At 70.4% G+C, this 22,039-nt stretch carries 24 protein-coding genes; 12 read left to right on the forward strand and 12 right to left on the reverse strand.

The genetic code is table 11. The features are described 5' to 3' along the window. Positions 1–5: 5 nt before the first annotated feature. The 4 genes from DL519_RS28555 to nth all read right to left on the reverse strand — a co-directional run bounded on the left by DL519_RS28555 (position 6) and on the right by nth (position 3,414). Positions 6–1,190, reverse strand: coding sequence for a MarP family serine protease (locus tag DL519_RS28555; protein ID WP_168586183.1), 1,185 nt, complete (start codon positions 1,188–1,190; stop codon positions 6–8). 144 nt (positions 1,191–1,334) lie between these two features. Further along, on the reverse strand, positions 1,335–2,045 hold the full coding sequence (locus DL519_RS28560; RefSeq protein WP_190819346.1) for an NUDIX hydrolase: 711 nt from the start codon (positions 2,043–2,045) through the stop codon (positions 1,335–1,337). Then, a complete protein-coding gene (locus tag DL519_RS28565) occupies positions 2,042–2,680 on the reverse strand; it encodes a TlpA family protein disulfide reductase (RefSeq protein WP_190819348.1) in 639 nt (212 codons plus the stop codon). Before DL519_RS28565 ends, DL519_RS28560 begins: the two co-directional genes overlap by 4 nt. Next, positions 2,677–3,414, reverse strand: a complete 738-nt coding sequence (gene nth / locus DL519_RS28570) for an endonuclease III (protein ID WP_397545076.1) — start codon at positions 3,412–3,414, stop codon at positions 2,677–2,679. Before nth ends, DL519_RS28565 begins: the two co-directional genes overlap by 4 nt. A 335-nt stretch (positions 3,415–3,749) precedes the next feature. Between nth and DL519_RS28575 the strand changes: the two genes are divergently transcribed. The 6 genes from DL519_RS28575 to dnaN all read left to right on the forward strand — a co-directional run bounded on the left by DL519_RS28575 (position 3,750) and on the right by dnaN (position 8,593). Further along, the gene (locus tag DL519_RS28575) at positions 3,750–4,004 is read left to right on the forward strand and encodes a hypothetical protein (protein ID WP_029535541.1); all 255 of its coding nucleotides are present in this window, start codon (positions 3,750–3,752) and stop codon (positions 4,002–4,004) included. Between the two features lie 93 nt (positions 4,005–4,097). Further along, positions 4,098–4,772, forward strand: coding sequence for a Crp/Fnr family transcriptional regulator (locus DL519_RS28580; RefSeq protein WP_168586181.1), 675 nt, complete (start codon positions 4,098–4,100; stop codon positions 4,770–4,772). Between the two features lie 166 nt (positions 4,773–4,938). Further along, positions 4,939–5,277, forward strand: coding sequence for a hypothetical protein (locus DL519_RS28585; protein ID WP_190819361.1), 339 nt, complete (start codon positions 4,939–4,941; stop codon positions 5,275–5,277). Between the two features lie 95 nt (positions 5,278–5,372). Further along, positions 5,373–5,633 (forward strand): hypothetical protein, encoded by a 261-nt coding sequence (locus DL519_RS28590; protein ID WP_190819363.1) that lies wholly within the window; start codon positions 5,373–5,375, stop codon positions 5,631–5,633. A 414-nt stretch (positions 5,634–6,047) separates the two neighbouring features. Next, on the forward strand, positions 6,048–7,283 hold the full coding sequence (locus tag DL519_RS28595) for an MFS transporter (protein WP_190819365.1): 1,236 nt from the start codon (positions 6,048–6,050) through the stop codon (positions 7,281–7,283). A 209-nt stretch (positions 7,284–7,492) separates the two neighbouring features. After that, complete coding sequence (gene dnaN, locus DL519_RS28600; RefSeq protein WP_190824270.1) at positions 7,493–8,593, forward strand: DNA polymerase III subunit beta; 1,101 nt, start codon at positions 7,493–7,495, stop codon at positions 8,591–8,593. Position 8,594: 1 nt separating this feature from the next. On the opposite strand, the gene DL519_RS28605 is transcribed toward dnaN, so the two are convergent. Both DL519_RS28605 and DL519_RS28610 read right to left on the reverse strand, forming a co-directional pair. Continuing rightward, entirely contained in the window at positions 8,595–9,392 is a 798-nt protein-coding gene (locus DL519_RS28605; RefSeq protein ID WP_190824271.1) for an MBL fold metallo-hydrolase, read from the reverse strand. After that, positions 9,392–10,222: an NUDIX hydrolase gene (locus DL519_RS28610; protein WP_223839652.1), complete on the reverse strand. Its 831-nt coding sequence runs from the start codon at positions 10,220–10,222 to the stop codon at positions 9,392–9,394. The genes DL519_RS28605 and DL519_RS28610 overlap by 1 nt, the downstream gene beginning before the upstream one ends. Before the next feature lie 139 nt (positions 10,223–10,361). On the opposite strand from DL519_RS28610, the gene DL519_RS28615 reads away from it, so the two are divergent. Further along, a complete protein-coding gene (locus DL519_RS28615; RefSeq protein ID WP_190819369.1) occupies positions 10,362–11,249 on the forward strand; it encodes a Gfo/Idh/MocA family protein in 888 nt (295 codons plus the stop codon). Positions 11,250–11,623: 374 nt separating this feature from the next. Next, positions 11,624–12,775, forward strand: coding sequence for a transposase (locus tag DL519_RS28620; RefSeq protein ID WP_223839653.1), 1,152 nt, complete (start codon positions 11,624–11,626; stop codon positions 12,773–12,775). 538 nt (positions 12,776–13,313) lie between these two features. Here DL519_RS28620 and DL519_RS28625 read toward each other — a convergent pair. From DL519_RS28625 to DL519_RS28645, 5 genes are all read right to left on the reverse strand, one after another. Further along, entirely contained in the window at positions 13,314–14,456 is a 1,143-nt protein-coding gene (locus tag DL519_RS28625) for a hypothetical protein (protein WP_223839655.1), read from the reverse strand. 28 nt (positions 14,457–14,484) lie between these two features. Continuing rightward, positions 14,485–15,114 carry a hypothetical protein gene (locus DL519_RS28630; RefSeq protein ID WP_190819373.1) on the reverse strand — a complete coding sequence of 210 codons (630 nt, stop codon included), beginning with the start codon at positions 15,112–15,114 and terminating at the stop codon, positions 14,485–14,487. A gap of 328 nt (positions 15,115–15,442) precedes the next feature. Beyond that, positions 15,443–15,901: a RidA family protein gene (locus tag DL519_RS28635; protein WP_190819375.1), complete on the reverse strand. Its 459-nt coding sequence runs from the start codon at positions 15,899–15,901 to the stop codon at positions 15,443–15,445. A 1-nt stretch (position 15,902) separates the two neighbouring features. Beyond that, a complete protein-coding gene (locus DL519_RS28640) occupies positions 15,903–16,061 on the reverse strand; it encodes a DUF4177 domain-containing protein (RefSeq protein WP_010307841.1) in 159 nt (52 codons plus the stop codon). A gap of 46 nt (positions 16,062–16,107) precedes the next feature. Continuing rightward, entirely contained in the window at positions 16,108–16,437 is a 330-nt protein-coding gene (locus tag DL519_RS28645) for a rhodanese-like domain-containing protein (protein WP_190819377.1), read from the reverse strand. Between DL519_RS28645 and DL519_RS28650 the strand changes: the two genes are divergently transcribed. The 3 genes from DL519_RS28650 (at position 16,436) to DL519_RS28660 (ending at position 18,961) form a co-directional block, all read left to right on the forward strand. Further along, the gene (locus DL519_RS28650) at positions 16,436–16,747 is read left to right on the forward strand and encodes a hypothetical protein (RefSeq protein WP_190819378.1); all 312 of its coding nucleotides are present in this window, start codon (positions 16,436–16,438) and stop codon (positions 16,745–16,747) included. The genes DL519_RS28645 and DL519_RS28650 overlap by 2 nt on opposite strands. A gap of 76 nt (positions 16,748–16,823) precedes the next feature. Next, positions 16,824–17,825 (forward strand): ArsA-related P-loop ATPase, encoded by a 1,002-nt coding sequence (locus DL519_RS28655; protein WP_190819380.1) that lies wholly within the window; start codon positions 16,824–16,826, stop codon positions 17,823–17,825. Next, positions 17,822–18,961, forward strand: a complete 1,140-nt coding sequence (locus DL519_RS28660; protein WP_190819383.1) for an ArsA family ATPase — start codon at positions 17,822–17,824, stop codon at positions 18,959–18,961. The genes DL519_RS28655 and DL519_RS28660 overlap by 4 nt, the downstream gene beginning before the upstream one ends. 59 nt (positions 18,962–19,020) lie before the next feature. Here DL519_RS28660 and DL519_RS28665 read toward each other — a convergent pair whose 3' ends face one another. Further along, the gene (locus tag DL519_RS28665) at positions 19,021–19,320 is read right to left on the reverse strand and encodes a WhiB family transcriptional regulator (RefSeq protein ID WP_010307833.1); all 300 of its coding nucleotides are present in this window, start codon (positions 19,318–19,320) and stop codon (positions 19,021–19,023) included. A 248-nt stretch (positions 19,321–19,568) separates the two neighbouring features. On the opposite strand from DL519_RS28665, the gene DL519_RS28670 reads away from it, so the two are divergent. After that, entirely contained in the window at positions 19,569–21,986 is a 2,418-nt protein-coding gene (locus tag DL519_RS28670) for a transglycosylase domain-containing protein (RefSeq protein WP_190819385.1), read from the forward strand. The last annotated feature ends 53 nt before the right edge of the window (positions 21,987–22,039 follow it).

Raw genomic sequence — 22,039 nt, forward strand, 5'->3', positions numbered from 1 at the left:
GCAAATCAGTGGGTGCAGGGGCCCGTGGCGACCTCGGTGGACAGCCGGGGTGCGGCAGCCACCTCGTCGGCGACCTGTTCCGCGGTGAGGGCGAAGCCCGTCTCCGGGTCATCCACCGCAGCGCCGAAGACCACGCCCACGACCTTGCCGCTCGGGTCGATCAACGGCCCGCCGGAGTTCCCGCTCTGCACCTTGCCGCGCACCGTGTAGACGTCCCGGACCACGGTGTTCGCGTCGTAGATGTCCGGCCCGCGCAGCCTGATCCGCTCCCGGATGCGGCCCGCCGACGCAGTGTAGGGCCCGTCCAGCGGATAGCCCAGCGCGATCACGTCGTTGCCCGGGCTGGCGGGACCGGGCGCGAAGGTCATCGCGTCCGCGTCCAGGTCCGGCACCGCCAGGATCGCGACGTCCTCGTCGGGTTTGTAGAGCACGACCTCCGCGTCGAACTCGCCGCGGCCGATCTCGATCGCCACCCGGTCCGTGCCCGCGACCACGTGCGCGTTCGTCATCACCCGGTGCGGCGAGATCACGAACCCGGTGCCCTCCAACGCCCGCGCGCAGGACGTGGCGCGGCCCCGGACCTTCACCACGCTGGTCCGCGCGTTGCGCACCGCCGGGCTGTTGGCCAGCGCCGCGTCCGGCGGCGCGATCTCCGCGACCGGGGTCTGCGAGAACGGTTCCAGCGCCTGCGGGAATCCGGACACCCCAAGCATTTCACGCAGGTCGTCCGGCAGCGCCTTGGCCGATTCGGGCATCACCGAGTTGACGGCGGTCAGCACCTTCGACCGGCTTATGGCGGCCGCGAGGCCGGGCAGCGCGGACGCCGACGTGAACGGCAACGCGATCAGCCACGCCACCACGAGGACCGCGACGAACTGCAGGACCGCGCCCAGCGCGTTGTCCACACCGGTCAGCTTCGGGGAGGTGATCCGGTCCCGCAGTTCCCGGCCGGCCCACATACCGAAGGTCTCGCCGAAGGCCACCAGCAGCACGACGATCCCGACGCCGAAGGCGAGGCGGGCGACCGGGCTGTCCAAGCGGTCCAGCAGCAGCGGCGCCACCTTCAGGCCCACGACCGCACCGACGAACACGCCCAGAAACGAGAACAGGGCGGTGACCAGGCCGCTGCGAGCCCCCGAAAGCGCGGCGAGCAGTGCCAGCAGCACCACCAGCAGGTCGACCCAGTTCACCCGCTCACCTCATCCTCGCCGCGACGATCGGCCCGCACCACGTTCTCAGAACCCGTCCTCGAAGGGGCGCAGCCTCGGCGCGACGCGCGCGGCTCGCACCGCCGCGACGATCAGCCGAGTTCCGAGAACAGGCTCTCAAACCGCTCAAGAACGTCCGAAACCGATGTCCTCCGCCTCCTCGGCGGCCCGCCAGGCCTGGTCGAGTTCCCGCACGTCGGCGCGGTTCCAGCGGCGCGACCAGCCGGCCAGGTCCAGCACCCCGGACAGCAGGCCACCGGTGAAACCCCACACCAGCATCCCGGGCACCAGGAACGCCGGACTCGAATGCCGCCCGGCCAGCTCCACCCGCAGCCGGTTCGCCGGATCGGTCAGCCAGGAGATCGGCACCCGGGCCACCGCCGCCGTCTCACCGGGGTCCACCGGCGCGACCGGGGATGGTTCGACCCAGTGCGCGAGCACGGGGGTCACCCGGAATCCGCTGTGCGCCACGTGCAGTTCCGGCAGCGTCGCCACCGGGCGGACGCCCTCCGGCCGCAACCCCACCTCCTCGACGGCTTCCCGCAGCGCGGCGTCGACCGGCCCCCGATCGACATCGTCGAGCGAGCCACCGGGGAAGGCAACCTGGCCGGGGTGCGAGCTCAGGCCGTCGGCGCGGCGCAGCAGCAGCACGTCCGGACCGTTCGGACCCTCGCCGAAGAGCACCAGCACCGCGGCCGGGCGGGCGTCGGCCGGCGGACTCTCGCGCGGCCAGCCGCAGTGCCCCGGGTCCAGGTCGGCGGAGCGCTTGACCAGGCCCTGCAACCAGCCGGGTAGCTCCACCGGGTCGACCAGCGGGCCCGTTCGTCGCTGGTTCACCGGTCGCTCCCCAGGGTTCGCTCGACGGCGGCCCGGACGTCGTCCGGTGACTTGAACACGACCGGCGGATCGATGCGGCGAACCTCGCCGGAGGCGGTCACCACGTAGCTCATCGGCAACACGTTCGGCGCCTTCAGCGAGGCCCGGACGCGGCTGTCTCCGTCATGCACGTTGGGGAAGTGAACGCCCAACTGGGTAAGAAGGTCAAGACCGTCCGCCGGATCGCTCTGGACCTGGACACCCAGAACCCTGACCGCGCCCGGCTGGTCCGCGTAGGCCTGCAGCGCGGGCAGCTCGGTGCGGCACGGCGCGCACCAGGTCGCCCAGAGGTTGATCAGGGTGGGGCCACCGGCGACGGCGGCACCCACGTCAGCGGGCTGCCCGTCGGCCAGGCAGCTGCCGGTCACCCCCGCCAGGTCACCTGGAGCGCCGCTAGCAGCTGGGCAGGGTTGCAGCGCCGCCGCGGCCCGCTGCGCCGGGTCGACGGCGCGGGCCGCTGGCGCCGGAGCCGGTGCAGCGGACTGCTGTTGCTGCTGGTCCGCGCCACGCGGCCAGAGCGCGATCACGCCCAGCACCGCGAGCACGACCACCACGATGGTCCAGCGGATCTCATTTCGGTAGGCGCGCAGGTTCACGCGACCGGCTCCTTGGCCGCAGCCTGCTCGATGGTGCGCTCCGGGACCTCGTCGACGACCCCGGCAAGCGCCAGCAGCCGCGGCGTCTCCGGGCCGCGCACCAGCTTCGCCGCCTGCGCGGGCTCGATCGGGCCCACCCCGTAGGACGGGCAGTCCTTGGCCAGCAGGCAGGCACCGCAGGCGGGTTTGCGGGCGTGGCAGACGCGGCGGCCGTGGAAGATCACCCGGTGCGAGAGCATCGTCCACTCCTTGCGCGGGACGAGCTCGCCGATCGCGTGCTCGACCTTGACCGGGTCCTCCTCCTCGGTCCAGCCCCAGCGCCGGACCAGGCGTCCGAAGTGGGTGTCCACGGTGATGCCCGGGACGTCGAAAGCGTTGCCGAGGATGACGTTGGCCGTCTTACGGCCGATGCCGGGCAGCTTGACCAGCTGCGCCAGCTTCCCCGGCACCTCGCCGTCGTACTTCTCCACCAGGGCCGCGCCCAAGCCCATCAGCGACGCCGCCTTGTTCCGGTAGAACCCGGTGGAGCGGATCATCTCCTCCAGCTCGGTGCGGTCCGCCGAGGCGTAGTCGGCGGCCGTCGGGTACTTCTTGAACAGGGCCGGGGTGACCTCGTTGACCCGCTTGTCGGTGCACTGGGCGGACAGGATCGTGGCGACCGCGAGCTCCAGCGGAGTCTCGAAGTCCAGCTCGCAGTGCGCATCCGGGTACGCCTCGGTCAGCGACCGCAGCATCCGGCGAGCCCGCCGGACCAGCCCCAGCCGGGTTTCATCGCCCGAACGGGTCGCGGCACTCTTGCGCTTGTTCCGAGCCAGGTCTGACACCCCACCAGCCTACGGATCCGATCGCCCCGGAAACCCGCCGCACCGGCGCGGCCCAGGGCCGCCGGAGTGTGTCGAACGCCGACTGCGTTGCGCATCCGGGTTAGGCTGCGCCCCGACACGGTCCGGGGACCCCCGCCGGACCATGAGAAGAGGTCATCACGGACGGTGGCCGAACAGTCACGCTCGCCGGGAACCCGACCCCGGTTGCACCCGCCCCAAAGGTATGAGCGAGGATTCAAGCCATGATGGCTGCCTGGTTCGTCATCGTCGTGCCGCTCGTGATCATGTTCTTCACCCTCTTCATGGAGCGCGTGGAGGCCCGCCTGCGGCACGTCGCGGTGCAGGAGAACGAGGTGGAGGAGTTGCTGGAGAACGCTCGCCCCGACGAGGTACGGGCGCTGTTCCGGCAAGGTATTGGACGCGCGCTGGAGTTGTTCCAGCTCCGCAGGGTGGGACGCGCAGGTAGGTTGCGTACTCGCCGTTCCCGCGACCAGTCTTAGAATTACTGGTAGTGATCGGCGGCACACCGCTAGATTCGCACTCGCGGGTCCGGCACCACAGGCAGCCGCCGCGTCTCAACATGGAGGGACGAGGTGGACGAGACACTGGCCCGGGCCGGCATCTTCCAGGGCGTTGAGCCGGCCGCGGCAGAGGCACTGGCCCAGTCGCTGGAACCCGTGGAGTTCCCGCGAGGACACGTGATCTTCGCCGAGGGCGAGCCGGGCGACCGGCTCTACATCATTCAGTCCGGCAAGGTGAAGCTCGGACGCAAGTCGCCTGACGGTCGCGAGAACCTGCTGGCGATCATGGGCCCGTCGGACATGTTCGGCGAGCTGTCCATCTTCGACCCGGGGCCGCGCACCTCGACGGCGACCACGGTCACCGAGGTCCGCACACTGAGCATGGACCGGTCGGCCCTTCGGCAGTGGATCGCCACGCGCCCGGAGATCGCCGAGCAGCTGCTGCGCGTGGTCGCGCGCAGGCTGCGCCGGACCAACGGCATGCTGGCCGACCTGATCTTCACCGACGTGCCGGGCCGCGTTGCCAAGGCGTTGCTGCAGCTCGCGCAGCGCTTCGGCAGCCAGGAGGCGGGACTGCTGCGGGTCACCCACGACCTGACGCAGGAAGAGATCGCGCAGTACGTCGGCGCTTCGCGGGAGACCGTGAACAAGGCGCTGGCGGACTTCGCGCACCGCGGTTGGCTGCGGCTCGAGGGCAAGAGCGTGCTCATCCTCGACCCCGAGCGGTTGGCCCGCCGCGCTCGCTGAGCACTGGTGCAGTAGCGACGCCGTGAACTGACGCGCGTCGGCCGACGGGTTCGGGACCTCTACCCGGACTTTTCAGCTGATGCGCGTCTTTTTCATGCCCGAAATTCAACCCGATGGTCGCCTGCGGCGTGTAGAACCTTGATCGGTCGATCGAGAGGCGGGCGGCATGCACTGGGTTGGTTACGTCGGGGTGGGCATGTTGCTCCTGCTTGGCATCGGCATCGTCTGGGACCGGTGGGTCGCTCGCGCCCGGCGGCATCGCCGGCGCGTTGGAGCCGACTACGCCGCCGCACGCCGGCGGGCCGCCGCACGCCGGCAAGTTTCCAGGCGGAGCGACAGCGGATCCAGCGGCGTCGACACGAGCTGGGGCTGGGACCAAGACAGTTCGTTCGGTGGACACCACGGCGGCGGACACCACGGCGGGTGGGATTCCGGCGGCGGGTGGGACTCGGGCGGTTCGGGCGATTCCGGCGGCGGTGGTGGCGATTCCGGCGGCGGCGACTGAGACTCCTTCACGTTTCGTGCTCGACCTGGAACCCCCGGTGGCGGATGGGCGTCCTACGGACGACCGAGGAACGGAGATCTGAGGGGGCCAAACCGATGGGCGGAATCTTCGCAATCGCGATCGTGGCGGCGTTCGCGATCTTGATCGCCGCGTCCGTGCGATCCAAGGGTGGCCGCGGCCGCGGCTACACCGGCAGTTCCGGCGGGGCCTACTACACCAGTGACACCGGCAGCTACAGCGACACGAGCGGCGGACTCGGCGGGAGTGACAGCGGGGGCGGCGGCTTCGGGGCCTGTTCCGACGGCGGCGGTGGCGGTTTCAGCGGTGGCGGCGACGGCGGTGGCGGCAGCTGCTGACACCGAACCGGCTCCAGAACATGTGCGAAGGGGCCGGACGCCGCCCCCGACGCGGCGCTCCGGCCCCTTCACATGTGCGTGGTTCGTCCCCCGACGACTAACCACGCTCCCCCGATCCTCCGATGCGTCGGCCCCGAATCCTTGGCACCAGAGGAAAGCCTTCTTGTCGAAGATGCTGGACGGCCGGTGCCGCCAGCAACCCCTCTCACCTTCCAGGACGCGGCTGCCCGCAGCTCGATTGCAGAGTTCACCCGGATTGCGTAGCCACTCCTATTTGAGTGTGCCCTCTTCGGTCGCCGAGCGAACCGGGTAGAAGGTCCCCTTTTTCTCGTGTGCGGGGATTACCCGAATCCGTGAGAGAGATTACCCGAATCAAAGTTGGTACTGTCGTACCAAAATTGGAATACTGTTCACGTGTCCCAATCCACGTCCCTCACCGACTACCGCACCGCCCTGACCGCTCCCGGCGCCCGCGGTCCTGTCATCGCCTCCCTGCTCGGCCGCCTGCCGATCGCGATGGTCGGCCTCGCGCTGATGCTCTACGTGCAGCAGGAGACCGGCTCGTTCGCGGCGGCCGGGCTGGTGTCCGCGGGTGCGCTGATCGGTGTCGCCTGCGGCTCGGTCGCGCAGGGCCGGGTGATGGACCGGGTGGGACCGACCGTGCCGCTGTACGTCATGTCCGGCGTGTTCGCGGCGCTGGTGACCGTCGAGATGGTGGCCATCGAGTTGCACGCCCCGGTGGCGCTGATGACCGCGCTGGCGTTCCTGGTCGGGATCAGCGAGCCGATGGTGGGCCCGGCCTCGCGGGCGCTGTGGGGGCGGCTGCTGCCGCCCGGCCCGGCGCGGGACGCGGCCTACTCGTACGAGGCCATCAGCATGGAGGTCTTCTTCATCCTCGGCCCGGGCCTGGCCGGCCTGATGGTCGCGATGCCGTGGCCGGGGACCGGGGTCGTGGTCGGCGCCGCCTGCATGGTCATCGGCAGCGTCGGCTTCGCCTCCACCCGAGCCGCCCGCGGCCACCGGCCGGACCCTGCGGAGCGGGTCGGCAGCAGCCTCCTCGGGGCGATCGCGAGCCCGGGGATGCGGACCGTGGCGCTCGCCGCGCTGGGCTTCGGCATCCTGATCGGCTTCATCGAGGTCGGCGTGCCCGCGGCGGCCGCGGAGGCGGGCCACCCCACGGCCGGCGGCCTGCTGCTGAGCCTGCTGTCGGTGAGCTCGGTGGTCGTCGGTGTCGCCTACGGGCTGCGCCCCTGGCCGCGACCGATGCACCTGCGGCTGCCCGCGCTGCTGTTCGGCTTCGCCGCGCTGCTCACCCTGCTGGCCGTGCCGTCGACGCTGTGGGGCTTGTGCCTGGCGCTGCTGGTGGCGGGCAGCCTGATCACGCCGCAGTCCACCGCGCACTCGGTGGCGATCGAGATCGCGGCGCCGGCGGGCACCGCCACCGAGGCGTTCGGCTGGGTGGTCACCTCGGTGACGCTGGGCGCGGCCATCGGCCAGTCGATCAGCGGTCAGCTGGTCGAGAGCAGCGGCCCGGCGGCGGCGTTCCTGACCGCGAGCGTGGTCGGCGTCGTACTCGCGGCAGTCCTGTGGCTGCGCCGCCGCACCCTGGTCCCGACGTCCCGCTCCGACCTCACCATGGTTGGCATCTGACCTGGTCAGCGCCCGTGATTGCCCTTGGGCGGCCAGTGCGGCTGCCGGGAGCGCGCGTGGTACGGGGCGAACGGACTGTTCACCTCGATAGGCGACCCGAACGGGCCGTTCGCTCCATCCCCACAACAGGCGTACCGCGCCTGAAAGTACTCACGGGTGATCAGCTGCGGAAACGACCGGTGTCGGTGGGGTTGGCTAGCTTGCCCGCCATGGATCTCGACGTCACCGCCGCGACCCGCACGCTCGCGCAGGCCGCGGCCGATCTCGTTCGCCTGCTGCCCGGGCGAGTGCTTGATCCGGTGCTCAGCGGCACCGTCCTCGAAGCCACGCCGGACGGTGTGGTGCTCGCGGGCACCGATCGCGAGCGCAGCATCCGGCTGAGCCACGGTGCGCGGACGCACTCCGAGGGGCAGGTGCTCGTTCCCGCGCGCCCCCTCGCCGAGACGCTGCGCAACATCGACAGCCCGGAGATGCGGCTCGTCGTCGAGGGTCGCAAGCTCGCGCTGCGCACGCCGAACGCGCGCTTCGCGCTCCCGCTGCTCGACCTGCCCGCCCACCCCGGCGTCCGCGAGGCTCCGCATCGCGTCGGCGCGCTCGACACCGCGCTGCTGCCGCTAGCCGCTGTCGCGGCGTCCACCGCGTCCCGCGATGACGCCCTACCGGTGTTCACCGGGGTCCACGTCAGGCAGCGGGGCCAGCGGCTCGTGCTCGTCGGCACCGACCGGTTCCGGATGGCAGTGGCAAGCCTGCCGTGGCGGCCCGAGGTGGACGATCTCGACGTGCTGGTGCCGGCGAACCTGCTCGCGGAACTCGCCAAGCAGGCGGACGGCGCCGAGGTCGCGCTGCACGCCGACGCGGACCGGGTCGGCATGAGCTGGCCGTCGGCCGAGGTCAGCAGCACCGTGCTGGACGCGCCGTTCCCGAGCGAGGCGCGACACCTGGCCGACGCGTTCGACGGCACCGTGCACATCGCGGCGCCCGAGCTCGCCGGGGCGGTGCGCCGCGTGGCGCCGTTCGCCGGGGCTCAGGGCACGGTGTTGTTGGAGGTCGGCGACGCCGAGGTCCGGGTGCGCGCGGCCGATCAGCAGTTCGGCGAGGCCGAAGAGGCGGTCAAGGCCACCACCAGCGGCGATCGCTTCACCACCGCCTACCAGCCCCGCTACCTCGCGGATGCGCTGCAGGCGTTCGGCGCGCAGGCAGTTCGCATCGGCCTGCGCTCCGAGACCCGCCGCTCGACGGTGATCACCGGCGCGGAACCGGACCCGTCCGGCGCCGAGCTGCACTACGTCCTGATGCCGAAGCGTTCGTGAGTCAATCCCGGAGTTCGCCCTGTTCTCGCAGGTAGGCAAGTTGGGCTTGGACGCTCAGTTCTGCCGCGGGCCAGACCGAGCGGTCCACGTCCGCGTAGACGACCTCCACGACCTGGCGCGGCGTGACCGCCGGTCCGAGGTCGCGGACGGCCGCGCGGACCTGGTCGAGGCGCTGTTCGCGGTGTTGCAGGTAGGCCGTCGCGATCGCTTGGGCGTCGGGGAGCTCCGGGCCGTGGCCGGGGAGCACCCGCAGGCCGGGCGGCAGCGCGGCCAGCAGGCGCAGCGACTTGAGGTAGGAGCCCAGGTGGCCGTCGGGGTGGGCCACGACCGTCGTTCCGCGGCCGAGGATGCTGTCGCCGGTGAACACGGCGGGTTCGTCGTGGTAGGCGATGAAGCACACCGAGTCGGCGGTGTGGCCCGCCGTGGCGACCGCGCGCAGCTCCACGCCGCCAGCCTTGATGATCTCGCCGTCCCGGATCGCTTCCGCTCCCTTGCACAGCGCCGGGTCCAGCGCGCGCACCGGAGCGCCGGTGAGCTCGACGAACTGCTCGACTCCGTCGGTGTGGTCGCCGTGGTGGTGGGTGAGCAGCACCAGCGAGACCGAGCCCTGGTCGGCGACGCGGCGAAGGTGCTCGGCATCGGCCGGGCCGGGGTCGATCACCACGCAGTCGCCCGCGTCCCGCTCGCGCACCACCCACGTGTTGGTGCCTTCCAGCGTCATCGGCGACGGGTTGTCCGCCAGCAAGACCGATGCGTACGGCGTGACCTGGCGAAGTGCCCCGTAGGCGGGGTGCTGCATCACTTCGCCTCCTCGAATCCGGGTTCGCCGGGCAAGACCGCATGCCACCGGTCGTTGCGCCGCACCAGCTTCGGCAGGATCTTGTCCAGGGTGCGTTCGGCCGCGAACGCCGTCCGCAGGCTGCCGCACTCGGCGAGCTCGCTGAGCGTGACGCGGGTCGGTGGGAGCAGGTGGCAGCGGCCCTGCTCGAAGTCCTCCAACACCTGCTCCGGCGTGGCCCAGTACGCCTCGGCCGCCTCCGTGGTGACCGCGTCGGCCCGCTGCCCTTCGGGCATCGCGGCGAGGAAGAACCGGGTGTCGTAGCGCCGCGGCTCGCGTTCCGGGGTCACCCAGTTCGCCCAGGGGCGCAGCAGGTCGGCGCGCACGACCAGGCCCTCGTCGGCGAGGAACTTCGCCAGTGAAACCTCGCGGGAGACCAGCGCGGCACGCGCATCGGCGTAGCGGCTCGTGTCGCCGACGACCGTCGTGTGATCCGGCCCGGCCAGCAACACCCCGGATTCCTCGAACGTCTCGCGCACGGCCGCGCACACGAGCGCGCGGGCCACGTCCGGTGAGCAGCCGAACCGCTCGGCCCACCAGTCCGCATCGGGCCCGTTCCAGGCCACCGAGGCGTCAGCGTCGCGCTGGTCGACGCCGCCACCGGGGAAGACCGTCATGCCGCCGGCGAACGGCATGCCCTTCACACGGCGCTGCAGGAACACCTCTGGACCCGTCGCACCGTCGCGGAGCAACATCACGGTCGCCGCGTCCTTGGGCGCAGCCGGCTGCTCGGGCGGCGTTCCGGGGACGAATCCCGTTGGCAGGGACCGATCTTCGGGCAGTTGCACCATGCGGGTCACCCTATGCCGGAAAACCCTTGGAATGGGATTCCAGAATCAATTTCGCACGGAGAGCGCAGCGTCCGACACGCCCGCCGCGCCAGGACCCCCAATGGCCGCAACGGCGATGGGTCAACGGCACCATTGCGGCATGGACGAAGCACTGCGGGTCGGCGTAGTCGGAGCTGGTCCCTGGGCCCACCGAGTGCACGGCCCGGGTTTGTACGAACATCCAGGAACGCGGTTGGCGGCCGTGTGGGCGCGACGGCCGGACGTGGCCAAGACCTTCGCCGAACCGTACGACGCGGCGGTCGTCGACGGTTTCGACGAACTGCTGGAGTCGGTAGACGCGGTGGCATTCGCGGTGCCACCCGCGGTGCAGGCCGAGTTCGCGCCGCAAGCTGCCCGCGCGGGCAAGCACCTGGTGCTAGAGAAGCCGTTGGCCGCCGATCCGACCGGTGCCCGCCGGATCGCCGAAGCGGTGGACGAGGCCGGGGTGGCCGCGCTGATGATGCTCACGCGCCGGTTCGCGCCGGAGGTGCGGGAGTGGCTGGCGGGCTTGCGGGAGCGCGACGGCTGGCAGGGCGGCACCGGTCGGTGGCTGGCAGGAGGGCTGCTGGCGGGTGATTACGCGATGTCGGAGTGGCGCCAGGAGCAGTACGGCGCGTTGATCGACGCGGGCCCGCATGCGATCGACCTGCTCGACGCGGCCCTCGGCGAGATCGAGCAGGTGCACTACGCGCACCGCAGCAACGACGGCCTCTGGCAGATCGTGTTCGGCCACGCCGGCGACCTGACCAGCACGCTGACGTTGTCGCTACGCATGCCGGTGCAGCCGTCGCTAATTGACTTCGCGGTGTACGGCGAGCACGGCCAAGCACCGCTGCTGGGTCGGCGGACGGCGGCCCGCGAGTGCTACGCGCGGATGCTCGACGACCTCCTCACGATGATCCGCGAGGAGCGCACGGAGCACTCGTGCGACGTGCGCCGGGGCCTGCACCTGCAGCAGGTCCTCGCGGACGTCCAACAGGCGGTCTAGGCACCGTTTTGCTGGTCAGCTGCCGCGAGTGCGCTTGGGCATAGGGGCTGTTCGGGAACTGCGTTCCGCGAAGTGGTGCATCCCCGTTGGCTGGTGTGGAGCGAACGGCCTGTTCGCCTCGATAGGAGCCTGTTGCGTTTTCGGCGAAAACGGCTGAACCGAAGTACCAAATCAGTCTCGATCGCCGCCGTTTGTCCGCCAGTGGCCATCTCAGCCGTGATCGATCGATCACGGTCCGTGGTGGGCGTAATTTTGCAACAGGCTCATAGCTTGGGTTTTAACCTTTGGGTGTTGTTGTGGCCCCGGTTGATCATGGGAACAGCCCTTGGGTGATCATGCTTCTGACGAAAGAAGAAGATCAACCAAGGGCTGTCGTGATCAGTGTGCAGGATGACCGCCAGGCGGTCGAGTTCGGGGCTGTGACCGGGTTCCGGGATGGGTTTTACCGGTGTCTGTCGGCTCGGGCGGATGCGTTGTTCGTGCTCTGCGATGCGGTGTCCTGCGGTGAGCGGCCGGTGACCTCGTTGGTGGAGTTGTCGCTGTCGCCGGTGTTCCGGCGGGGGCATGGCGCGTTGTACGACGCGTTGGCGGCCGGGGAGATCGACGCCGCCGGGGTATGGGATGTGCTGGTGGATGGGTTGCCTGCCGCGGCGGACGAGGGACCGCTTCTGTTCACCGCTGATGTGACCGTGTGCCCGCGACCGGATGCGGAGTGCTCGGCGGATCGCGGTCACTGTCATACGTCGTGTCGCTGTGACGGTGACCGTAAGACGATCCCTGGCTGGAACTATGCGTGGCTTGCGGGCATCCAGTGGGGTCGTTCGTCGTGGGTGTCGCCGGTGGATGCGGTCCGGATGGATCCCGACGATGATCTCGTGGCGGTGACCGCCGCCCAGATCCGGGAGTTGGCTACTCGTCTGCGCGCCGCCGGGCGCACGGGTGGAGCGGGCCGCCTTCCACCGATGATGGTGATGGACTCTGGTTATCCGGCTACCGCGATGACCGACGCGGTGTCTGATGTGGACGTGCAACTGCTGATCCGTCTCGACCGTGACGATCGGGTGTTTCACCGCCCACCGCCGCCGCGGGTGCCTGGCAGGACCGGGCGGCCACCGAAATACGGCGCCCGCTTCGAGTGCGCCAGCCCCACCAGTTGGCACACCCCGGACGCCACGCTGACCGTGGACACCGACCGCTACGGACGGGTTGAGGTGCATGCCTGGTCCGGGCTGTCGCCGAAGATCCAAGCCCGCGGCTGGTTCGCCGACCGTAGCGAACTACCCGTGGTCACCGCACGGTCGTGCACGTCCGCGTGGAACACCTGCCCGACGGACGCGCCCCGCACAAGGACCTGTGGCTGTGGTGGGCCGCCCCCGAGGGCGTCCCACTGGATCTGGACATGCTGTGGCGGGTCTACCTACGGCGGTTCGACATCGAGCATTTCTTCCGTTTTGCCAAGTCGACCTTGGGCTGGACCGCGGCGAAAACCCGCACACCCGCCCAGCAGGACCGGTGGACCTGGCTGACGATCGCCGCCTACACCCAACTCAGACTCGCCCGCAACCTCACCACGGACCTGCGGCGTCCCTGGGAACGACGCCCCGAGCCAGACCGGCCGTTAAGCCCGCACCGGGTACGCCGCGGGTTTCGCCACATCCATGATCGTCTCGGGACCCCCGCGCGTGTGCCGAAACCCACCCGGCCCGGCCCAGGGCGGCCCCCAGGCTCCCGCTCCGGTCCTGCTCAACGCCATCCCGTCCGCAAAAAAACCGAAAAAACGGACACCCGGCAACCCGCCGGAAAGAAGCAAGCAGGTTAAAACCCAAGCATAGGTGAAGTGAACGGTCCGTTCACTCCATCCCACCCCACCGGCCTTGCGCTGCCGTGGCGTGAGGCGAGCGGACCGTTCGCCTCACGCGCTGCGGGGTGGACAGATGGCTTCGCCGCTTCGAAGACACACCGCCTTACTGCGACCACGTCCCACCGCATCCAAAGCGCGCTCTATGGCGCCTCAGCGTGCTCATGAGCGTTTACCAGCTGAAACAGCGCTCCTGGGAAACCTGGTCAGGAGCGCTGTTGCTGGGGGGCGTAGGCCTGGTTGTTGGCCGGCGCCGCGCCGATCGGCGGGAAGCCGCCGGTGCCACCCGGCATGGTCGACGTCCAGGCCTCCTCGCCGTTGTTCGCCCCGTTGGGCCGCCGCGTCTCGGACCGGTCCTGCTCCCGCTGCGCGAGCTCCTCGTGCAGCTTGCGCAACAAGTTGCGCTCGCGGTCGGTCAGCTTCGCGTCGACCGCCGGCGGTACCCGCATCGCGTTCGCCTCGGCGGCGGCTGCCGCCGCTGCGGCGGGCAGCACCGCCACCGCCTGCGCGTGCTCCGGCTGCGCCGGCTGCGGGATCGAGCGCTCCGGCTCCGCCGCTCGCTCCGGCTCCGCCGGTGCTGCCCGCCGCTGCGGCTCCGCCGCGCGCTTCTCCTCTGCGGGGCGCTCCGCCGGACGCTGCGCGTCCTCCCGCGTGACCGGGCGCTGCGCGTCCCCCCGCGTCCGCTCCGCCGGACGCTGCGCTTCCTCCGTCCGGTGGCGCTCCGCCGGACGGGAGGCAGGTGCGTCGAGGCGCACCCGGTGTGCCGCCGCAAGGGCTTCGCGGTGGTATTCGGGCAGTTCGGCGCCGCTGTCGAAGACGTCGACCGAGCAGTTGATGCCGACCCGCCGCAGGGCCTCGATCAGCTGGTAGGCGACCGCCGTGGTCGAGCCTTCCGGGCTCACCTCGGCGAGCAGGATGCGCCGGGGCACCGCTCCGTAGGTGGCGCCGGCCGGGGTGGTCCGCGAGGCGCACCACAGCCCGCGGACGCCCTGGAGTCGCCCGGTGACCGACTCCAGCGCCGCTATCAGGTCTCCGTCGTCCTCGGCCGGTTCGCCGAACCGGTGCTCGTCGGACGGCAACGAGTCCACCACGTGCACCCGGTCCGCCAGGGTGTGCGTGGAGCGGGTTTCGTCCAGTACCCGGCGCAGGTGGTACTGCTCGGACGAGGTCACTGGGATGTGGCCGGCCAGCAGGCAGCCGGTGAGGAACTCGGCCGCGGCGTCCGGCTGGCCGATGCCGAGCAGTTCGCGGGCGCTGTTGATCCCGTCGTCGTCCACCCGTCCGGTCATGGCCAGCAAGAGGTTGTGCAGCCGGTCCACGGGTCCGGCCCCCTCAGCCACGTCCACCACGCACGCCTCCTTCACGGATGCCGGCCGCTCAACCGCGGCGGCCGGCAAGTTCTTCGGCTCCCGCGCACACCAGCGCCGATTCCGCGAGGGCGGCGTGGTGGTACGCGGTGGGTTCCAGCTCGGGCGGGAGCACCTCGACGCAGGGGGCGGGTTCGCCGAGCGCTCGCAGGATGCGCTGGATCTCCCCGGTCAGGCCGACGACGTCGGCGGACGCCTTCACCAGCACGACCAGCTTCGTCGCGCCGCCCTCGTCGCGCCGCCAGGTGCTGCGCACCTCGCGGACCCCGGGGCGGCCGCGCAGCGCGGCGCCGAGCACCAGCACCGCGGAGTCGCCGACGCTGTTCGCGGGGCGTTCGGGACTGAACGTGTGCTGCGGGACGGCGTCGGGTTCCACTGGGAGGATGGCGTTGACCATCGCAGGGTCGGCGCCCAGCGGCGCCAGCGCGTCGGCCAGCAGTTGGTGTTCGGCGTCGTCGAGTGCGATCCGCTCGCGGACGAGCGTGCCTGGCAGCATCTTCGCGACCACGTCGGCGGCGTCCCCGGCCAGCCAGTCGCGGAAGCGCCACAGCCGCCGGTCCGGCAGCCGCCCGGCGAGCCGAAGAAGTAATTCGTGGCACCGCAGATCGGTTTCGCGCACCGCCACGTCGGCCCCTCCCACCCTCGTACTCCATCGATGTGGGTGTCGCTCGCCGCCCCCGGCCTCTAGCTACACCCGTCCAGGTGAACTTTGGTCGCGAGAACCGGATCAATCAAGCCTTTGAACCGTCTTTCCGCAACACACTGGAATCGATACCCCTATTCGGGTTATGCCAGATCTGACCAACCTAAAGCAGGGGGTGATCGCAGCGTACTGGTCGTGGGCGGTGCTTCGTGGCCGAGCCACCGAAAGCGCCGTCCGGGATATCCGCCAACAACCCGTTGTGACGTATTCGAAACGCGGCGTTACCCGGAACCGGGCAACGCCGCGCAAATTACGTCACGGGTGCTTATTCGACCTCGACGATCAGTTCCACCTCGACCGGGACGCCGAGCGGCAGCTCGGCCACGCCCACCGCCGAGCGGGCGTGCTGGCCCGCCTCGCCGAAGATCTCGCCGAGCAGCTCCGACGCGCCGTTGACCACCCCGGGCTGACCGGTGAAGCCCTCCGCGGAGGCCACGAAGCCGACGACCTTGACGATCTTCACCACCGAGTCCAGGCCGACCAGCCCGTCCACCGCGGCGAGCGCGTTTAGCGCGCAGATCGCGGCGTGCTGCTTGGCCTCCTCCGGGGTGATCTCCGCGCCGACCTTGCCGATCCCGGCGGGCTTGCCGGCGACCATCGGAACCTGGCCGGCGGTGTACACCAGCGAACCGGTGCGCACGGCGGGCACGTACGCCGCTACCGGAGGCACGACCTCCGGTAGCGGGATGCCGAGCTCCGCGAGGCGTTCTGTCCACCGACCCATGTCAGGCCTCCTTCGGGCGCTTCAGGTAGGCCACCAGCTGCTCGCCGGTCGGACCCGGCAGGACGGAGACCAGCTCCCAGCCGTCCTCGCCCCACTGGTCGAGGATTTGTTTGGTCGCGTGGATCAACAGCGGCACCGTCGCGTACTCCCACTTCTGCATGCGTGCAGCTTAGGAGACCCGCCGCCCGCCCTCCGCGTCGCCGCGCTCACGCTCCCGTCTTGACGGGCAAGCCCGCCCCGCCCCAGTCCTGGATGCCTTCGCGGTACTTGCGGACGCGGGTGTAGCCGAGCCGCTGCAACTTCGACGCGACGGCCTGGCCGTTGCCGCAGGCAGCGTTCGAGCCGTAGAGGGCCATGGCGGCGTCCTTGTCCAGCAGCAGCGCGTTCGCCTTCGCCTCGACGTGGTCCTCGGTCAACTCGGTGGTTCCGGGCAGGTGCTGCTGCTCGTAGCAGGCCCCGCCGAGCGCATCCACGACGGTCACCTCCCCGGCGTCGATCCGCGTCTTGAGCTCGTCCCTGGTGATCAGCTCGGTCATGTCAACCGCTACAGTCATCCGGACCGCAGCCTTCCTCGACGCCTACGTCGACTACCTGGCCGAGCACCTGGAACTGGTCCCGCTTTCGGAAACCGCCGCGCCGGGCGCCCGGTACCGCATCGGCTCCTACCGCTTCTGGCACCGGCACCTGACCCTCCACTGCGGAGCGGCAGCGGATCCAGAGCACCTCGCGCACGCGCTGCTGGCAGCGGTCGACGCGGACCACAACTCCGCCCGGCGGGAGGCGGACTACAGCTGGGAGCGGCTGCGCGCGGGCGTCCGCGACCTCGCGGAGCGCGCCCTGCGCTGATCGGCGCCGATCCCGACGCGTGGCGGGAGTTCACGGTCGGCAGACATCCGGGGAACTCGGCACTTACGCTGATCGTGTGACCGACTGGGACGGGGAACTGGATCAGGCCCGACTGCACGTCGTCAGCGGCAAAGGCGGCACCGGCAAGACGACCGTCGCCGCCGCGCTCGCCCTCGCCCTGGCCACCGGCGGGCGCAAGGTGCTGCTGATCGAGGTGGAAGGCAGGCAGGGCATCGCCCAGCTCTTCGACACCGCCCCACTGCCCTACGCCGAGGAGTGGATCGCCGCGGCGCCCGGCGGCGGCGAACTCCGCGCGCTGGCCATCGATGCCGAGGCGGCGCTGCTGGAGTACCTGTCGATGTTCTACAACCTCGGCTTCGCCGGTCGCACGCTGCGCAAGATGGGCGCGATCGAGTTCGCCACGACCCTCGCGCCGGGCCTGCGCGACGTGCTGTTCACCGGGAAGATCAAGGAGTGCGTCGGCCGCACCGACGGGCGCGGCCGCTACGTCTACGACGCGGTGGTCGTCGACGCGCCGCCGACCGGCCGCGTGGTCAAGTTCCTCGACGTCACACGCGCGATGGCCGACCTCGCCAAGGTCGGGCCAATCCGGGACCACAGCGACGCCGTGGTGCGCCTGCTGCACTCCAGCGACACCGTCGTGCACCTGGTGACGCTGCTCGAGGAGCTGCCGGTACGGGAAACCGTGGAGGCGGTCGCCCAACTCGACGCCGCCGACCTGCGGCCGGGTGGCGTGGTATGCAACCGGGTCCGGCCCAACCGGCTGCCGCCCCGCTCGGTCGCCGCGGCCGCAGCGGGCCGGGTGGACGCGGAGCGGGTGCGCACCGGAATGGCCGCCGCCGGGCTCCACGTCGACGACGAGACCCTGGACGGGCTGGTGCACGAGACGATCGAGCACGCCATCCGGGCCGAGACCGAGGACGACGCCCGCGCGCAGCTCGCCGAGCTCGACCTGCCAACCGTCTCGCTGCCCGACCTCACCGCCGGGATCGACGTCGCCGAGCTCTACGAACTCGCCGAGATACTCACCGAGCACGGCATCCGGAGCCCACGATGAGCGAACCGCTGCGACCGGCGCAGGTCGACGTCGACGCGTTGCTGGACGACCCGAACACGCACATCGTCGTCTGCTGCGGCTCCGGCGGCGTCGGCAAGACGACCACCGCGGCCGCCCTCGCGCTGCGCGCCGCCGAACGCGGCCGCAAGACCGTGGTGCTCACCATCGACCCGGCCAAGCGGCTGGCCCAGGCGCTCGGCCTGCGGGAACTGAGCAATCAGCCCAAGCAGGTGTCGATCGAGGGCTTCGAACCGGCCGGCGACCTCAACGCGATGATGCTGGACGTGCGCCGCACCTTCGACGACATGGTGCTCGCGCATGCTGGCCGGGAACGCGCCGAGCAGATCCTGAACAACCACTTCTACCAAACGATCTCCACGTCGTTCTCCGGCACGCAGGAATACATGGCGATGGAGAAGCTCGGCCAGCTGTCCGCCGCCGGCACCTGGGACCTGATCGTGGTGGACACCCCGCCGAGCCGGTCGGCGCTGGACTTCCTGGACGCGCCGCAGCGGCTGTCCACCGTGCTGGACGGGCGGCTGATCAAGATGCTGTCCAGCCCGGCCCGGGTCGGCGGGAAGGGCCTGCGCAAGATCGTCGGCGCCGGTTTCGGGATGTTCGCGAAGGCGGTGTCCACCATCATCGGCGGCCAGCTGCTGGCCGACGCCGCTGCTTTCGTGCAGGCATTCGACTCCACCTTCGGCGGGTTCCGGGTGCGCGCCGCACAGACCTACCGGCTGCTGCGCTCCCCCGGCACCGCGTTCCTGGTGATCGCCGCGCCGGAGCCGGATGCGCTGCGAGAGGCCACCTACTTCGTCGAACGGCTGGCCGGGGAGCGGATGCCGCTGGTCGGCCTGGTGGCCAACCGGACCCACCCGGTCGTCGCCGGGCTCACCGGCACCCGGGCGGCCACCGCCGCCGAGGAGATGGAGGCGACCGGATCGGCGCCGCTGGCTGCGGCCGTGCTGCGGGTGCACGCCGACCGCGTCGCGGTGGCCGAGCGCGAGAAGCGACTGCTCGCCCGGTTCACCCGGGCCCACCCGGACGTGTCGCTGGTCGGTGTCCCGGCGCTGCCGTCGGACGTGCACGACCTTGCCGGGCTCCGGGAGATCGGCCGCCGACTGGCCGGTGAATAGCAGAAGTCGGTTCGGGCAATCCGCGCGGTTACGAATTGCCCGAACCGACCTCGAACGGACTAGCTCACTTGGTACTCGGTGAAATCGGCATAATCCTGCCGGGCAGCTTCCAGCAATTCCCGCCAGTTGCGGACGTCGGGCCGGCGCCTCAACAACGCACGCCGCTCCCGCTCCGTCATTCCGCCCCAAACACCGAATTCGATCTTGTTGTCGAGCGCCTCGCTGAGACACTCGGTCCGGACCGGGCAGCCGAAGCAGACCATTCGCGCCTTGCGCTGCTCAGCTCCCCGGACGAACAATTGGTCCGGATTCTGGTCACGGCATGCGGCGTTAACACGCCAGTCCCCCTGCTCGAACATAGAGTTCCCCCAGCTCCTCACTGGATCGTCGGCGACCGTATTTCGTCCGGAGCCCCCCGGCACCGGATGTTGTGCCCTGAACTGTTTTGACCACAACAGTGCTGTCGCTGGACGTAGACGGACTGTAGAGCCCGCTGGTTCCACAACCAAACAAGGGTTGTCGCTCCGTTATCTTTCGAACTCATCACATCGGGCGGATCTTGCCCGTGACACTCCGTCACGAAGCCGCCCCGACTTACTCTGGCTGAGTGCGTGCCCGAGACGGCTTGTTGAAGCTATTCGGTCTGTGTGTGCTGGCTGGCGTCCTGGTGGCCGGTTTGCTGTTCCCGATAACGGGGTCACTCGGAGTGGTTTCCAACCGCGCCAGCGACGCCGTCAACAGCATCTCCACCGACTTGATGACCAAGGAACCGCCGCTTGTGACGACGATCACAAATCGGGACGGTCGGCCGATCGCGTACCTCTTCGACCAGAACCGGACCCCGGCCCAGCCGGACCAGATCGCCGACACCATGAAGGCGGCGATCGTGGCGATCGAGGACCGGCGGTTCTTCGACCACCACGGCGTGGACTGGGCGGGCACCGTGCGCGCCGCCGTGACCAACCAGATGTCCGGCGAGATCGCGCAGGGCGGCTCGACACTGACCCAGCAGTACGTGAAGAACTACCTGGTGCACGTCGTCGCCGCCGGCGACCCGGTGAAGCAGGCGAAGGCCATCGAGCAGACCCCGGCGCGCAAGCTGCGCGAGATCCGGATCGCGCTGCAGGTGGAGAAGCAGCTCAGCAAGGAGGACGTGCTCGCCCGCTACCTCAACGTGGTGCCCTACGGGAACCAGGCCTACGGGATCGCCGCCGCCTCCCGCACCTACTTCGACACCACACCCGACCAGCTCACGATCGCGCAGGCCGCGCTGCTGGCCGGCATGGTCAACAGTCCGAGCGCGCTGAACCCGGAGAACAACTCCAGCGAGGCGCTCAACCGCCGCAACCTGGTAATCAAGGCGATGGAGGACCAGCACCGGATCACCGCGGAGGCCGCCGAGGAGGCCCGCAACTCGCCGCTGGGACTCGCGCAACCGCTGCGCGGCATCCCCAACGGCTGCGTCGGCGCCGGACCGTCGGACGGGTTCTTCTGCAAGTACGTCATCGACTATCTGGAGCGCGCCGGGTTTACCGAGGAGCAGCTCAAACGCGGCGGCTACACCATCCGCACCACGCTGGACACGCGCGCCACCGACGCGGCTAAGGCTGCCGCCGAGCGCGGCGTGCCGAAGACGGCGAAGGGCATCGCCAACGTGATGAGCGTGGTGGAGCCCGGCCAGGACAAGCACCGGGTGCGCGCGCTGGTCGCCAACCGCGACTTCGGGCTCGACGCCTCCAAGGGGCAGACCGCGTACGCGCTGCCCAGCGGCGTGGTCAAGTTCGGCGCCGGGTCGGTCTACAAGGTGTTCACCTCGGCGGCCGCGCTGGAGAAGGGGATGGGCATCTACAACACCATCCAGGCGCCGGGCTCCTACACGTCCTCGGTGTACAAGAACGGCATGGCGCCCTACACCGTGGGCAACGCCGAAGGCGTGGCGCCCGGCCCGCGTACCCTGCAGATGGCCCTGGCGACCTCGCCGAACACCGGTTTCGTGGCGTTGCAGGAACGCGTCGGGCTCGCGCAGACGGTGGACATGGCGGCGCGGCTCGGGATGCGCGAAACGCTGCTCGCCCACACCGCGGGCGGCGACCCGCTGGCGCCGAACGGGGCCAACGGGCTCTCCCAGGCCGAGCAGGTCAAGCAGCGCAACATCGGCGCGTTCACGCTGGGCTACGCGCCGACCAGCCCGCTGGAGCTCAGCAACGTCGCCGCCACGATCATGAGCGGCGGCGTGTGGTGCCCGCCGACGCCGGTCGAGCAGATCCTGGACCGCAACGGCAACCCGGTGTCGATCACCGAGGACCCGTGCGAGCAGGCCGTGGACACGGGCCTGGCGAACGCGCTGGCCGTCGGGATGAGCCGCGACGACCTGCCCGGCGGGACCGCCGCCGCAGCGGCCGCAGCGGCCGGCTGGAACCGGCCGCTGGCCTCGAAGACCGGCACCACCGAGGCCCACCAGTCGGCCGGTTTCCTGGGCGCCACCCCGCAGTTCGCGGGCGCGGTGCTGACCTTCAGCGACGGCACCTCGCCGCAGGGCATCTGCGACTCCGACCCGCCCAGGTTGTGCGGGGTCAACGGCGGCAACATCTACGGCGGCAAGGTGCCGGCACGGACCTTCTTCGACGCGATGAAGGTCATCCACGAGGGTCTGCCGGTGCTGCCACTGCCGCCGACCACCAAGCGGTACGAGGACGGCGGCGACGAGTTCCAGGTGCCCAATGTCGTCGGCACGGACGCGAAGCGGGCCACCGAGACGCTGGAGAAGGCAGGCTACAAGGTCCAGCAGCGCTCGGTGAGCAGCACGCGCAAGCAGGGCACGGTGACCAGCCAGACGCCGCGCGGCTTCGCACTGCCCGGCGAGGTCGTGACGATCTCGGTCAGCACCGGGTACGTGCCGCCGCCGTCGCCGGAAAAGCCTCCACCCGGCCCGCCGCAGCAGGGCCAACCGCCGCAGCAGCCGGGCGGCCGGCCACCGCAGCAGCCGGAACAACCCGTGCTGCCGCCGGGCATCTTCCCGCCGTGACCGACCGCAAGTTCCATTGAAATCGGACCTTCGATTTCAATGGAACTTGCGGA

It is taken from the genome of Saccharopolyspora pogona (assembly GCF_014697215.1).
GTDB lineage: Bacteria > Actinomycetota > Actinomycetes > Mycobacteriales > Pseudonocardiaceae > Saccharopolyspora > Saccharopolyspora hattusasensis.

Coding starts and splice junctions, on each gene's coding strand:
- DL519_RS28585 (WP_190819361.1), top strand. CDS start 4,939: ATGCACTGGGTTGGTTACGTCGGGGTGGGCATGTTGCTCCTGCTTGGC.
- DL519_RS28665 (WP_010307833.1), bottom strand. CDS start 19,320: ATGTTCGAGCAGGGGGACTGGCGTGTTAACGCCGCATGCCGTGACCAG.
- DL519_RS28590 (WP_190819363.1), top strand. CDS start 5,373: ATGGGCGGAATCTTCGCAATCGCGATCGTGGCGGCGTTCGCGATCTTG.
- DL519_RS28650 (WP_190819378.1), top strand. CDS start 16,436: ATGTCAACCGCTACAGTCATCCGGACCGCAGCCTTCCTCGACGCCTAC.
- DL519_RS28660 (WP_190819383.1), top strand. CDS start 17,822: ATGAGCGAACCGCTGCGACCGGCGCAGGTCGACGTCGACGCGTTGCTG.
- DL519_RS28610 (WP_223839652.1), bottom strand. CDS start 10,222: ATGGTGCAACTGCCCGAAGATCGGTCCCTGCCAACGGGATTCGTCCCC.
- DL519_RS28605 (WP_190824271.1), bottom strand. CDS start 9,392: ATGCAGCACCCCGCCTACGGGGCACTTCGCCAGGTCACGCCGTACGCA.
- nth (WP_397545076.1), bottom strand. CDS start 3,414: ATGCTGCGGTCGCTGACCGAGGCGTACCCGGATGCGCACTGCGAGCTG.
- DL519_RS28645 (WP_190819377.1), bottom strand. CDS start 16,437: ATGACCGAGCTGATCACCAGGGACGAGCTCAAGACGCGGATCGACGCC.
- DL519_RS28615 (WP_190819369.1), top strand. CDS start 10,362: ATGGACGAAGCACTGCGGGTCGGCGTAGTCGGAGCTGGTCCCTGGGCC.
- DL519_RS28635 (WP_190819375.1), bottom strand. CDS start 15,901: ATGGGTCGGTGGACAGAACGCCTCGCGGAGCTCGGCATCCCGCTACCG.
- DL519_RS28640 (WP_010307841.1), bottom strand. CDS start 16,061: ATGCAGAAGTGGGAGTACGCGACGGTGCCGCTGTTGATCCACGCGACC.
- DL519_RS28575 (WP_029535541.1), top strand. CDS start 3,750: ATGGCTGCCTGGTTCGTCATCGTCGTGCCGCTCGTGATCATGTTCTTC.
- dnaN (WP_190824270.1), top strand. CDS start 7,493: ATGGATCTCGACGTCACCGCCGCGACCCGCACGCTCGCGCAGGCCGCG.